At 72.8% G+C, this 12680-nt stretch carries 13 protein-coding genes; 3 read left to right on the forward strand and 10 right to left on the reverse strand.

Annotated features, from left to right (window positions below; translation table 11 throughout):
- Positions 1–318: 318 nt before the first annotated feature.
- Positions 319–1002, reverse strand: a complete 684-nt coding sequence (locus tag EV378_RS06395) for a response regulator (RefSeq protein WP_132427503.1) — start codon at positions 1000–1002, stop codon at positions 319–321.
- Between the two features lie 86 nt (positions 1003–1088).
- Between EV378_RS06395 and EV378_RS06400 the strand changes: the two genes are divergently transcribed.
- The 3 genes from EV378_RS06400 (at position 1089) to EV378_RS06410 (ending at position 5158) form a co-directional block, all read left to right on the forward strand.
- Positions 1089–2678 carry a Na+/H+ antiporter gene (locus tag EV378_RS06400; protein WP_132421776.1) on the forward strand — a complete coding sequence of 530 codons (1590 nt, stop codon included), beginning with the start codon at positions 1089–1091 and terminating at the stop codon, positions 2676–2678.
- Positions 2679–2792: 114 nt separating this feature from the next.
- Positions 2793–3710: an IS5 family transposase gene (locus EV378_RS06405; RefSeq protein WP_132421777.1), complete on the forward strand. Its 918-nt coding sequence runs from the start codon at positions 2793–2795 to the stop codon at positions 3708–3710.
- 380 nt (positions 3711–4090) lie between these two features.
- A complete protein-coding gene (locus tag EV378_RS06410) occupies positions 4091–5158 on the forward strand; it encodes a magnesium and cobalt transport protein CorA (RefSeq protein ID WP_132421778.1) in 1068 nt (355 codons plus the stop codon).
- 22 nt (positions 5159–5180) lie between these two features.
- On the opposite strand, the gene mutM is transcribed toward EV378_RS06410, so the two are convergent.
- The 9 genes from mutM to rsmD form a co-directional block, all read right to left on the reverse strand.
- Positions 5181–6074: a bifunctional DNA-formamidopyrimidine glycosylase/DNA-(apurinic or apyrimidinic site) lyase gene (gene mutM / locus EV378_RS06415; RefSeq protein ID WP_132421779.1), complete on the reverse strand. Its 894-nt coding sequence runs from the start codon at positions 6072–6074 to the stop codon at positions 5181–5183.
- 2 nt (positions 6075–6076) lie between these two features.
- The gene (gene rnc, locus EV378_RS06420; RefSeq protein ID WP_132421780.1) at positions 6077–6832 is read right to left on the reverse strand and encodes a ribonuclease III; all 756 of its coding nucleotides are present in this window, start codon (positions 6830–6832) and stop codon (positions 6077–6079) included.
- Positions 6833–6845: 13 nt separating this feature from the next.
- The gene (rpmF, locus tag EV378_RS06425; RefSeq protein ID WP_132421781.1) at positions 6846–7028 is read right to left on the reverse strand and encodes a 50S ribosomal protein L32; all 183 of its coding nucleotides are present in this window, start codon (positions 7026–7028) and stop codon (positions 6846–6848) included.
- Positions 7029–7069: 41 nt separating this feature from the next.
- Positions 7070–7657: a YceD family protein gene (locus EV378_RS06430; RefSeq protein WP_132421782.1), complete on the reverse strand. Its 588-nt coding sequence runs from the start codon at positions 7655–7657 to the stop codon at positions 7070–7072.
- A 26-nt stretch (positions 7658–7683) separates the two neighbouring features.
- On the reverse strand, positions 7684–8784 hold the full coding sequence (locus EV378_RS06435; RefSeq protein WP_243653314.1) for a MinD/ParA family ATP-binding protein: 1101 nt from the start codon (positions 8782–8784) through the stop codon (positions 7684–7686).
- Between the two features lie 59 nt (positions 8785–8843).
- On the reverse strand, positions 8844–9575 hold the full coding sequence (locus EV378_RS06440) for a hypothetical protein (RefSeq protein ID WP_132421783.1): 732 nt from the start codon (positions 9573–9575) through the stop codon (positions 8844–8846).
- Positions 9576–9644: 69 nt separating this feature from the next.
- A complete protein-coding gene (locus EV378_RS06445; RefSeq protein WP_132421784.1) occupies positions 9645–10415 on the reverse strand; it encodes a DivIVA domain-containing protein in 771 nt (256 codons plus the stop codon).
- A gap of 79 nt (positions 10416–10494) precedes the next feature.
- On the reverse strand, positions 10495–10986 hold the full coding sequence (gene coaD, locus EV378_RS06450; protein WP_132421785.1) for a pantetheine-phosphate adenylyltransferase: 492 nt from the start codon (positions 10984–10986) through the stop codon (positions 10495–10497).
- A 1001-nt stretch (positions 10987–11987) separates the two neighbouring features.
- The gene (gene rsmD, locus EV378_RS06455) at positions 11988–12542 is read right to left on the reverse strand and encodes a 16S rRNA (guanine(966)-N(2))-methyltransferase RsmD (protein WP_132421786.1); all 555 of its coding nucleotides are present in this window, start codon (positions 12540–12542) and stop codon (positions 11988–11990) included.
- Positions 12543–12680 lie beyond the last annotated feature (138 nt).

A 12680-nucleotide genomic window follows, 5' to 3' on the forward strand; every position in this document is an offset into this window, starting at 1 on the left:
CGTGCCCGATTCGGACAACCCGTTCGCGACCGTACACACCGGCCGGCACGTGATCCGCGCAGGTGGCAGCGACGTGCCACGAGTGGCGCGTTCCGACCGGTTCCGCCGGTCGTCGGCGCCCGAGCACCGCGCCTGGGCACCTGATCAGCGGAACCGGCACCGGCGCGCCACCAGCGGCACGTTCCAGCCGATCCCGCCGATCACCACCGCCCGTAGACACCCGACACGGCCACACCATGATCGGCGGAACGGGAGGCGGCGCGCCACCAGCGGCGCCCTCCGGCCGGTTCTGCCGATCGAGCGCCGCGGCGGCGGGCCTCACCCGTCGAAGCGGTACCCCATCCCCGACTCGGTGATCAGGTACTTCGGCCTCGACGGCACGGGCTCGAGCTTCCGGCGGAGCTGGGCCAGGTAGACGCGCAGGTAGTTCGTCTCCGACCCGTACGACGGGCCCCACACCTCCCGGAGGAGCTGCCGCTGCCCGACGAGCTTCCCCCGGTTCCGGACGAGCAGTTCCAGGATGCCCCACTCGGTCGGTGTCAGATGCGCCTCGGCGCCGGACGCGAGCGAGACGGTCTTCGCCGCCAGGTCGACCGTGAAGTCCGCCGTCCGCACCACCGCCTCACCGTCCACGGACGACACGGCGGCCCGGCGCACGGCCGCGCGCAGGCGGGCCAGGAGCTCGGCCATGCCGAACGGCTTCGTGACGTAGTCGTCCGCGCCGGCGTCCAGGGCACGCACCTTGTCACCGGAGTCGGTCCGCGCGGACAGCACCAGGATCGGCACCGCCGTCCAGCCGCGTAGACCCTCGATCACCTCGGTGCCGTCCAGGTCGGGCAGGCCCAGGTCGAGCACGACGACGTCCGGGTGCCCGTCCGCCGCGACCCGCAGCGCCGACGAGCCGTCCGCCGCCACCAGCACGTCGTACCCGTGGGCCCTGAGGTTGATCCGCAGCGCACGGAGGATCTGCGGGTCGTCGTCGACGACGAGCACGCACGTCACGGTCACCACCGCATTGTCCGCTTGTCGAACGGCCGGCCGCGGAGCAGGATCCAAGCGCTCACCGGAACGGGCGGAGGGGATGGCCGGTGCAGGACGCTCACGTGCTGCAGGTACTCGTCGTGATCTTGGCAGCCGTGCTCGCACTGAGCTGGCTCGCCCGCAGGCTGGGCGCACCCGGCCCCGTCGTGCTGCTGCTGGGCGGCGTCCCGCTGGCGTGGGTGCCGTGGACGGCGGACGTGACGCTGCCTCCCGAGGTCGTGCTGCTGCTGTTCCTCCCGGCGCTGCTGTACTGGGAGTCGCTGACGACGTCGTTGCGCGAGATCCGGGCGAACCTGCGCGTCGTGTTCCTGACCTCGGTCGTCCTGGTGCTGGTCACGGCCGGTGCGGTCGCCGTCGTCGGGCACGCGCTGGGGCTGTCGTGGCCGGTGGCGTGGGTGCTGGGGGCCGTCGTCGCGCCCACCGACGCGACGGCCGTCGCCGCCGTCGCGAAGGGCATGCCGCGGCGCACGCTGACGACGCTGCGCGCGGAGTCGCTGGTCAACGACGGCACGGCGCTGGTCGTGTTCGGCATCGCGGTCGCGATCGCGACGGGTGCGGAGACGTTCAGCTGGCCGTCCGCTCTCGGGCAGTTCGGACTGTCCTATGTGGGCGGCGCGCTGGCCGGCGGTGTCGTCGCGTGGCTCGCCGCGCAGGCCCGCAAGGTGGTGCGCGAGCCGGTGCTGCAGAACACGGTCAGCGTGCTCACGCCGTTCGCGGCGTTCCTCCTGGCCGAGGAGCTCCACGCGTCCGGCGTGCTGGCCGTCGTGGTCTGCGGGCTGTGGCTGTCCCAGGTCGGTCCGCGCACCGTCACGGCGCGGACCCGGCTGCAGGCACGGGCGTTCTGGCAGGTCACGACGTTCCTGTTGAACGGAACGCTGTTCGTGCTCGTCGGGATGCAGCTGCGCGGAGCGTTCGAGTCGCTGCAGTCGTACTCGTGGGGCGAGGCGCTGTTCGACGCCGTGCTGGTCGCGCTGACCGTCATCGGCGTCCGGTTGCTCTGGAGCTACACGACGCCGTACATCATCCGCACCGTCGACCGGCGCCCGCAGCAGCGGCTGCGACGGGTCGGAGCACGCCAGCGGCTCGCGACGGCCTGGTCCGGCTTCCGCGGCGGCGTCTCGCTGGCTGCCGCGCTGGCCGTGCCGCTCGTGCTCGTGGACGGGTCGCCGTTCCCCGGCCGGGACCTGATCATCGTCGTGACGTTCGGGGTGATCCTGGTGACACTGCTGGTCCAGGCGCCGACGCTGCCCCGGGTGCTGCGTTTCGCCCGCCTGCCGGAGGACACCGCCGAGGCCGCAGAGGAGGCGCTCGCGCACCGCCGCGCGGCCGAGGCCGGGCTCGCCGCACTGCCCGCGACGGCGGCCCGTCTGGGCATCCACCCGACGGCCGCCGAGCACGTGCGCGCCGACTACGAGGAACGCCTGCACACGCTCGACGGCGACCACGAGGAGCCGGAGGACCACGTCGTCGAACGCGAGGACTACCAGCGCCTGCGGCACGCCCTGCTCGCCGAGAAGCGCGCCGCCGTCGTCGCGCTCCGGGACGCCGGGAAGATCGACGACATCGTGCTCCGACGCGTGCAGGCCGGCCTGGACGCCGAGGAGGTCCGCCTCGCCGGCGTGGTCGACGACGACTAGAGCGTGTTTATGAAGTCGATCTTTGGTTTCGGAGTCGCGTGTCGGCGACCTGAGACAGGTGAGGTCTCCGGTAGATGGATCAACGACCAAGAAGACCATCCACCCGGAGACCTCGTGGGGACCGTACCCGCGGGCGGACGCAAGGACCTCACCGACGCGCAGTGGCGGCTGCTGGAGCCGTTGTTGCCGCCGGTGAGCGCGCTCGGGCGACCCCCGATCTGGACCCGCCGCCAGCTGATCGACGGGATCTGCTGGCGGATCCGCACCGGCGCCCCATGGCGCGACGTGCCTGAACGCTACGGCTCCTGGCAGTCGGTGTACGGGCTGTTCCGTCGCTGGCAGCGCGACCAGACCTGGGCCGGGGTGTGGGCGGCGCTGCAGCGGCTCGCCGACGGTCTCGGGCTGATCACCTGGGACCTGTCGGTCGACTCCACGATCGCGCGAGCCCACCAGCACGCTGCCGGCGCCCGCCGACAACCCGAGCTCCAGCGGGAGCCGCCCGGCGGACACGGCGCCCCCGAACCCGACGATCATGGACTCGGACGCTCCCGTGGCGGCCTGTCCACGAAGATCCATCTCGCCTGTGAACAAGGCCGCAAAGCACTCTCGCTGATCGTGACGGCTGGTCAGGCCGGGGACAGCCCGCAGTTCGGCCCGGTGCTCGACCGGGTCCGGGTCGCCCGCTTCGGGCCCGGCCGTCCGCGGGTGCGCCCGGATCGGGTGCTGGCCGACAAGGCCTACAGCTCCCGGGCCAACCGGGCCTACCTACGACGACGCGGGATCGCCGCCACCATCCCCGAACCCGCCGACCAGATCGGGCACCGCCAGCGCCGCGGCAGCCGAGGAGGCCGTCCACCGATGTTCTGCGCCGAGACCTACAAGCAGCGCCACGCCGTCGAGTGCGGCATCAACCAGCTCAAACAACACCGCGCCGTCGCCAGCCGCTACGACAAACTCGCCGTCCGCTACGAAGCCACGGTCCACATCGCCACCATCAACACCTGGCTCCGCGACTTATCAAACAGGCTCTAGCTGACTAGCGCCCCCGCCGCGCCGGCCGGCCCATCTCCCGAACGAACGGCACCTTCGAGCAATGTGCCTGCCCGAACGGCCCCCTCGTTCGGGATGGCGGGGTGATGAGGCTGCGGAGCGGCCGGGCCGACGGGGCGGTGGAGCGGCCGGGCCCGGGGGCCGGCGGAGCAGCGGAGCGGCCCGACTGGCGGAGCGGCCCGGCCGGCGGAGCAGCGGAGCGGCCGGGCCGGCGGAGCAGCCGAGCGGCCGGGCCGGCGGAGCGAGCGAGACCGGGCGAGGAACCCGCGGACCGGACGAACCGGACGGGAGGACGATCCGTCCGGCCGCTCGCCGCGACCGCGCCTACCCTGACCGGCGGACGACGCGGAAGGAGTCGCACGATGTCGGTGATCGACAACGCGGTGTACGTCGGTGGCCACCGCACGGCCGATCCTCCCGCGGTGGACCAGGCGCTGGACGCGCTGCGCGACTGCCAGCACGGCTGCGCGCACCACGCGAACCAGAACGGCCACGCCGAACGGTGCTTCGCCTGGATCGGCATGCTGCGCCCGGACGAGTCGGAGATCCAGGCCGTCGCGAAGGAGTTCGGGCTGCACGAGCTGTCCGTCGAGGACACCGTCGATGCCCACCAGCGGCCGAAGATCGAGCGGTACGGCGACACCGAGTTCGTCGTGCTGCGCCCGGCCCGCTACGTCGACTCGGACGAGGTCGTCCAGATCGGCGAGGTGCACGTCTTCATCGGGCCGGACTTCGTGATCACCGTCCGGCACGCCGTCGAACCCGATCTCGGTGTGGTCCGCCAGCGCCTGGAGGACGACCCGGAACTGCTCGCGCACGGCCCGTTCGCCGTGCTGTACGCGATCATGGACAGGGTCGTCGACGACTACGTCCCGGTCCTCAACGGACTGCAGGACGACATCGACCAGATCGAGGAGCAGGTCTTCCAGGGCGACCCGAACGTCTCCCGCCGCATCTACCAGCTCACCCGCGAGGTGATCGCGTTCCAGCGCGCCGTCGAGCCGCTGGACGAGATCTTCGTCGAGCTGCGCAACCGGTTCGGCAAGAGCGGCGACCAGACCGACCTCGAGCTCAAGCGCCTGATGCGCGACGTCGTCGACAACGCCACCCGCGTCCGGGAACGCACGCAGGCGTTCCGCGAGCTGCTCGGCAACATCCTCACGGTCAACTCCACGCTCGTCGCGCAACGCCAGAACGAGGAGATGACCCGCCTGACCGAGGCCGGCTACCAGCAGAACGAACAGATGAAGCGCGTCTCCTCGTGGGCGGCGATCCTGTTCGCCCCCACGCTGATCGGCGGCGTCTACGGCATGAACTTCGACGAGATGCCGGAGCTGCACTGGCCGTTCGGCTACCCGTTCGCGATCGGCCTGATGCTGCTGCTCGGCGTCGGCCTGTACCTGGGCTTCAAGCACCGCGGCTGGCTGTAGGCCAGCAGGGGCCGAGAGCGGGCTACGCGGCGGACGTCGCGCGGGTTCTCCGCGGCCGGGGCTGGCAGCGTGGGCAGGTGTAGGAGGACCGGTTCATGAACGGGTCGCGGCGGATCGGGGTGCCGCACCGCCGGCACGCGCGCTCGGCCTGGCCGTAGACGTTCAGGGACCGGTCGAAGTAGCCGGAGGCACCGTTCACGTTGACGTACAACGCGTCGAACGACGTCCCGCCCTGGCCGAGTGCCTCGGCCATCACGGCGGTGGCGGCGTCCAGCACGGAGCGGCCCTGCGCGCGGCTCAGTGTCGACGTCGGGCGTTCGCCGTGCAGCTTCGCGCGCCAGAGCGCCTCGTCGGCGTAGATGTTGCCGATCCCGGACACGACGGTCTGGTCCAGCAGCGCCCGCTTCAGTTCCGTGCGACGACGGCGGATCGCGGCGACCGCGGCGTCCGGGTCGAACAGCGGGTCCATCGGGTCGCGGCCGATGTGCGCCACCGGTCCCGGGACCAGCCCTCCCCCGGCCGCCGGTTCCAGCGGGTGCACCGACAGCCCGCCGAACGTGCGCTGGTCGACGAACCGGAGCTCCGGGCCGTCGTCGTCGAAGGAGATCCGCACGCGCAGGTGCGTCTCGTCCGGGCGCCCGCGGTCCGCGACGAGCATCTGCCCGCTCATACCCAGATGGGCGAGCAGGGCGTCGTCACCGGCGTCACGCTCGTCGAACTCGAGCCAGAGGTACTTGCCACGGCGCGCGGCGGCGTGGATCCGGCGACCGGTCAGGCGGGACGCGAAATCGAGAGCGCCGGCGGCATGCCTGCGCACCGCTCGCGGGTGCTCGACGGAGACGGCGGCGACCGTGCGGTCCAGGACGTGGTCGGCGAGACCGCGACGGACGACCTCGACCTCGGGGAGCTCCGGCACGTCTAGTGCGACGTCGGCGGCGGCACGATGCTCGGAGCCGCACCGTCCGGCGAGAGCGAGCGCCAGGCCTCCTCGGCGGCCTTCTGCTCGGCTTCTTTCTTCGTCCGGCCCGCACCGGTCCCCAGGCTCTGACCACCGACGACGGCGGTGGCCGTGAACTCCTTGAGGTGGTCGGGGCCCTCCTCGTCGATCCGGTACTCCGGAACGCCGTGGCCCTGCGCGGCCGTCAGCTCCTGCAGGCTCGTCTTCCAGTCCAGACCGGCGCCGAGCAGCGGCGCGCTGCGCAACAGCTCGTCGAACAGGCGGTGGATCAGCTCGCGGGACGGCTCGAGACCGTGCTCGAGATACACGGCACCGAGCAGGGCCTCCGTGGCGTCGGCCAGGATGCTGGCCTTCGACCGCCCGCCGGTCAGCTCCTCGCCGCGCCCCAGGTAGAGGTAGGCACCGAGACCGGGCCCGGACAGCTCCTCGGCGACGCTCGCGAGCGCATGCATGTTGACGACGCTCGCGCGCAGCTTCGCCAGCTGGCCCTCCGGCAGGTCCGGGTGGTCCCGGTAGAGCCGCTCGGTGACGACGATGGACAGCACCGAGTCGCCGAGGAACTCCAGCCGCTCGTTGGTCGGCAGCCCGCCGTTCTCGTAGGCGTAGGAACGGTGGGTCAACGCCAGCGTCAGGATGTCCTCCGCCAGGTCGATGCCCAGCGCGGACAGCAGCGGAGCCCGGTCCTCTGCCGGACCGGTGACGCTCTTGTCACCCACCGCGTCGCGGAGCTCAGGCCGGGCGGGTGACCTGGCGGCCGTCGTACTGACCGCAGGTGGGGCAGGCGATGTGCTGCAGCTTCGGCTCGCGGCAGGCGCGGTTCGAGCAGGCGACCAGGTTCGGCGCAGTGGCCTTCCACTGCGACCGGCGAGAGCGCGTGTTCGACCGCGACATCCGGCGCTTGGGTACGGCCACGGTAGTTCTCCTCGCAAAACGTGCTGATAGGAACGGGGAAGCTACTCCCCGGAGGACAGACGCTCCCGGAGCGCCGCCCAGCGAGGGTCCAGTATCTCATGCCCGTGGTCGGCCGGGAGATCGGCCCACCGTTCGCCGCACTCGGAGCACAGGCCCCTGCAGTCGTCCCGGCACAGCGGCGCCATCGGGAGATCGGTGACGACGGCGTCGCGCACGAGCTGGGTGAGATCGATCCGCTCGTCGACCAGGCGCGGGATCTCGTCGGAGTCGGTCGTCTCCTCGGTGGTCGAGTCCGGGTACGCGAAGAGCTCGCCGATCCGGATCTCCAGCTCGTCGTGCACGGGGTCGAGGCAGCGGGAGCACTCCCCGGTCAGCGGCACGACCGCCGTCCCGGACAGGTAGACGCCCTCGGTCACCGACTCCAGGCTCAGGTCCATCTCGACCCCGGAGCCCTCCGGCACGCCGATGACGCCCTCGATGCCGATCGCCTCGTCACCACCGGGGGCGGGAGCCGTCCGCTGCAGCGTGCGCATCGTGCCGGGACGACGGGCCAGCTCCCGGGTGCTGACGATCCACGGGCTCGCGTCGTCCGGGCGGCTGTTCCTGTGCGTGCTGCGCTGTGCGTTCATGACCGGTACCAGGGTACGCGCCCCGATCAACGCCTCCTGGCCCCGGCACGCACGTCGAACGCGTCCGCGATCAGCGCTCCCAGCTCGAGGAACGCGTCCGCCGTCGACGGGCGCAGGCGGGCCAGGTCGACACGGCCGCCGGTCGCGAGGTGCGGGTCGTGCGGGACCTCGACGACGGCCCGCACCCGCCCGGCGAAGTGCTCCCGGATCCGGGCGCCGTCGACCTCGGCACTGGAGCGGTCGCAGGACAGCACGACGATCGCGTCGCGGGCGAGCCTGTCGTGCCCGTGCGCGACGAGCCAGTCGAGCGTCTTGCTCGCCCGGCTCGCGCCGTCCACCGTCGGCGCACCGACGACGACGAGGCTGTCCGCCTGGGACAGCGTGCCCTCCATCGCCGAGTGCACGAGCCCGGTGCCGGAGTCCGTGATGATGATGTTGAAGAAGCGCCCGAGCAGCGCGCAGACGCGCTCGTACTCGTCGCGGCGGAACGCCTCCCCCGCGGCCGGGTCCTGCTCGGAGGCCAGCACCTGCAGCCGTCCGGCGAGGCTCGTGTAGCGGGAGACGTCGGTCCAGGTCTGCACCTGGTCGAGGTCGTCGAGCAGCTCGCGGACGGTGACGCGCGAGTCACCGGTGAGGCGGTCGGCGAGCGTCCCGGCGTCCGGGTTCGCGTCGAGCACGACGGCGCGGTCGCCGCGGTTCTCGGCCAGGGTCAGGCCCAGGCAGGTGGCCACGGTGGTCTTGCCGACCCCGCCCTTGATCGACGTGACGGCGACCCGGTGCGCACCGGCCAGCGGGCTGCGGATCCGGCCCAGCAGTTCCTGCCGCGACTCCTCTGCCGTGCCCGGCCCGGGGTTCACCCGGCCGCCGGTCACCTCGTAGAGGATGCGCCGCCATCCGCTGCGCGGGCGAGCCGCGCGCGGCTTGAGCACCGCGTCCTCGGACAGATCGGGGAGATTGGGCTCGAACGGCCGTGCGGTCGACATCTGCTGCGGGTGCTGCCTTTCCACCGGCTCGTCGGGCTCGTCGGGCTTCTCCGGCGCAGGCGGCGGGCCCACCGGCTCGCCCTCCAGCCGGTGTCCGTAGGTCTCCCACCAGGTCGAGGGATCCGGCTCCGTCCGCCGTGCCATGCGCGCAGCGTATTACGACAGTTGCACCTGAGTCACCGTTTACGCCCTGTGCCCGACGATCACGGCGCGTCGACGGCGATCCCGGTCCACAACGGGGGCGCGTCGGCCTCCGCGGTCGCCCGGCCGGCGGTCCAGTGCGCCGGCAGCCACAGCTCCTCCGGCCGGGCCATCCCGGCCGCGTCCGCGAGCACCCGGATCGACTGGTCGGCGAGCTGCAGGAACAGGGCGAGCGCGAACCGGGCCGTCGTGGCACCGACGTCGGCGCCGTCGCTGTCGTAGGCGTCGGTGTCGACCGGCCACGCGTGGTCCCGCGGCAGGCGGCGGTGCGTCAGCCCGTGCCGGGCGTTCACCCACCAGTCCACGGCCGCGCCGAGGTCGTCGTCGGTGCCGGTCAGCCGTTCCGGGCCGAACGCGAGCGTGGTGCCGGTCCCGGACCGCGGGAACGCGATCCGCCATCCGGCGGGCAGGCGTCCACCGGACAGGCCGGCGAGGACCCCGGCGGCCGGTCCGCCGCGCAGGCAGCCGAGGCGGTCGCCGCGTGTGCCGCCGGCCAGGTCGCGGACGAACCGCTCCCATGCCCTGACCGACCCGAACGCGATCAGCCGGTTCAGGGTCGTCCGCGGGTCGGGCTCGTCGCGGTTCTGCAGGCCGTCGGCCACCACCGCCAGGTTCACGACGTCCTGGAAGCCCGCGCGTGCGCCGGCGCAGGCGGCGGCGAACTCGGGCCGACGGCCGGGGGTCAGTTCCGCGGGCACGCTCGTGGCGTCCGCGTCGATCGGTGCTGTGGTCACGCCCCCGATGGTGGCTGACTTGTGACTCGGCTCACAAGCGCTGACGGCCGAGACCGGCAAAAACCCCGGTCAGTCGATGAAGTCCATCCCGGTGCCGGACCGCCCGTGCGCGACGGCGCCGTTCTGCGGTCCGTGCCCGTTCTGCTGCATGTTCTGCATGCCCTGCCCGTGCCAGATCTGGCTGCGCCCGCGGCTGACCGTGCCGAGCGCGCCGGACAGCGCGGCCTCCAGCTCGGCCAGGGTGGAGTCGACGTACGCGTCGCACTCGCGGCGCTGCCGATCCGCCTCGGCGTGCGCGGCGTCCACGATCCGCGCCGACTCGCCGTGCGACGCACGCACCACCTCGTTCTGCGACACCAGGCGGGCCTGCTCGCTCTGCCCGTCGGCGACCAGGCGGTCGTGCGCGGCGCGTCCGGCGTGTGTCATCCGCTCGGCCTCGTCGCGGGCCCGCTCGGTCAGCTCGGTGTACTGCCTGCGGCCCTCGGCGACGGCCCGCTCGGCCTCGTGGCGCGCCTCGGCCACCGTGCGGGCGGCCTCCTCCTGCGCCTCGGCGACGAGCCGTTCGGCCTCGCTGCGCGCGTTCTGCAGCGTCTCGGAGGCCTCGGCCTCCGCGGCCGACCTCGTCTCCTCGGCCTCGCGCTCGGCCTCGCCGACGACGTCGTCGCGCCGGTCCAGCACGTCCTGCGCGTCGTCCAGCTCGCCCGGGAACGCCTCCCGGACGTCGTCGAGCAGCTCCAGCACGTCTCCGCGGGGCACGACGCAGTTCGACGTCATCGGCACGCTCCGCGCGTCCTCGACGATCGTCACCAACGCGTCCAGCGACTCGAACACCCGGTACACGCCGGTGATCCTCTCACCGGGCCGGGGCGCACCCCGTTATTACGGCCGTCCCCCGCGTGTCAAGTCCCTCTCCCGGCCCTCAGCCCTGCTCGGCCAGGCGCTTGCGGAGCCGGTCGTGCACGGTCGGGGGCAGGAACGCGGTGACGTCGCCACCGCCCTTCGCGACCTCCTTGACCAGCGAGCTCGACACGTACACCTGTCCGGGCGCGCCGGGCAGGAACAGCGTCTCGACGCCCGTCAGATGCCGGTTCATGTGCGCCATCGGCAGCTCGTAGTCGTAGTCCGTGGCCGAGCGCAGGCCCTTGACCAGCGCCGACGCTCCCCGCTCCGTGCAGTAGTCGACGACGAGGCCGGAGAACGCCTCGACCCGTGCTCCCGGCACGTCGGCGGTGATCTCCTCGAGCATCTCGACCCGCTCGTCGACCGTGAACAGGCCCTGCTTGCGGGGGTTCACCAGGATCGCGACGTACACCTCGTCGAACAACGCCGCGGTGCGACGGATGACGTCCAGATGCCCGATCGTCGGCGGGTCGTAGGAACCGGGGCACACCGCACGCCGGGGATCGACCATGCGGCGCAACCTACCCGACCCTCCCGACAGTGATCACCGCAAGGCGGGCCGGATCACTCCCGGTCGTCCGTCACGGGCCCGCCGCGGTCCTGCCGCGGGCCTCGTGCTTGCTCGCGCGCCGCCGCCCCGGCCGCCGTCCGCGCTGAGATCTACCGTCCGCGCTCAGATCCGCAGGACGCGCTCAGATCCGGCAGACGCGCTGAGATCCGGGGATCACGGTGCGATCCGGCAGACGCGCTGTGATCCGCGGGGCGCGCACGCCCAGGCGCGTGCGTTCTCCGTACGGGAGCGCGAGCACCGGATCGGCACGCGGACGGCGACGACGGTCGGGGCGCCTCGGTGTCGCTACGGCGTGACCGGCCGAGACCGCAACGGTCGTGAGGCACACGGTGATCCGCGGAACGCGCTGTGATCCGCGGGGCGCGCACGCCCGGGCGCGCGCGTTCTCCGTACGGGAGCGCGAGCACCGGATCGGCACGCGGACGGCGACGACGATCGGGCCGCCGCGGTGCCGCTACCCGGCGTGGTGGCCGGCCGAGCCCGCAACGGTCGTGGAGCACACGGTGATCCGCGGAACGCGCTGTGATCCACGGAACGCACGGTGATCCACGGGGCGCGCACGCCCGGGCGCGCGCGTTCTCCGTACGGGAGCGCGAGCACCGGATCGGCACGCGGACGGCGACGACGATCGGGCCGCCGCGGTGCCGCTACCCGGCGTGGTGGCCGGCCGAGCCCGCAACGGTCGTGAGGCGCACGGTGATCCGCGGAACGCACGGTGATCCGCGGGGCGCGCTCCGATCCGCGGGGCGCGCTGTGATCCGCGGGGCGCGCTGTGATCCGCGGGGCGCGCTGTGATCCGCGGGGCGCGCTGTGATCCGCGGGGCGCGCTGTGATCCGCGGAACGCCCGCGACGGGGCGGGTGCGTTCTCCCCGCGGGCACGCGTACACCGGATCAGCACGCGGAGCGGGCCAGTGTCGAGGCACACGCCGGCTCGCGCGGATCAGCCCGGTATGTGCGCCGTGCGCAGGACGGTGTCGCCGTAGCGGCGGTCGCGGTCCGGCTCGAACCCGTCCGGCCACGGGAACGGCGTCGTCGACTTCGCCCGTTCGACGACCACGGCCGCGCCCGGGGCCAACCATCCGCCAGCCATGGCGGACGCCAGCCAGCCGGCCACCTCGTCGTCGGGGACGGAGTAGGGCGGGTCGGCCAGCAGCACGTCGAACGCCCGCTCGGACGGCCGCGCGAGCACGGCCCCGGCCGCGCCGACGATCACCCATCCGCCGAGGCCCACCCCGGAGACGTTGCGGCGCAACACCCCCGACGCGCGTCGGTCGGACTCGACGAACACCGCATCGGCCGCGCCGCGGGACAGCGCCTCCAGCCCGAGCGCACCGGAACCGGCACAGACGTCGAGCACCACGGCGCCGTCGAGGCCCGGGTCGTGCTCGAGCGACGAGAACAACGCCTCACGCACCCTGTCCGACGTCGGCCGCGTCCCGGACGCCGGCACCTCGAGCCGCGTGCGCGCCGCCCGCCCGGCGATGATCGACGTCATGCCGGACCGGTGCCGGGACGTGCTGCGTTCACCCGCCGAGTCTCGCACCGGGCTCTCCAGGACCCACGCTGTGCTCTGCTCACCTCCACGCAACACCCCGCTCCGCCAACCGTGATGATGTTGCTCCATGCGGTGGTG

The sequence above is a fragment of the Pseudonocardia endophytica genome (assembly GCF_004339565.1).
Taxonomy (GTDB): Bacteria; Actinomycetota; Actinomycetes; order Mycobacteriales; family Pseudonocardiaceae; genus Pseudonocardia; species Pseudonocardia endophytica.

Excerpts from the sequence above, each read along its gene's own strand:
- EV378_RS06410 (WP_132421778.1), top strand. The coding sequence starts at position 4,091 with ATGTCGGTGATCGACAACGCGGTGTACGTCGGTGGCCACCGCACGGCC.
- EV378_RS06430 (WP_132421782.1), bottom strand. The coding sequence starts at position 7,657 with ATGAACGCACAGCGCAGCACGCACAGGAACAGCCGCCCGGACGACGCG.
- EV378_RS06435 (WP_243653314.1), bottom strand. The coding sequence starts at position 8,784 with ATGGCACGGCGGACGGAGCCGGATCCCTCGACCTGGTGGGAGACCTAC.
- coaD (WP_132421785.1), bottom strand. The coding sequence starts at position 10,986 with ATGGTCGATCCCCGGCGTGCGGTGTGCCCCGGTTCCTACGACCCGCCG.
- rsmD (WP_132421786.1), bottom strand. The coding sequence starts at position 12,542 with ATGACGTCGATCATCGCCGGGCGGGCGGCGCGCACGCGGCTCGAGGTG.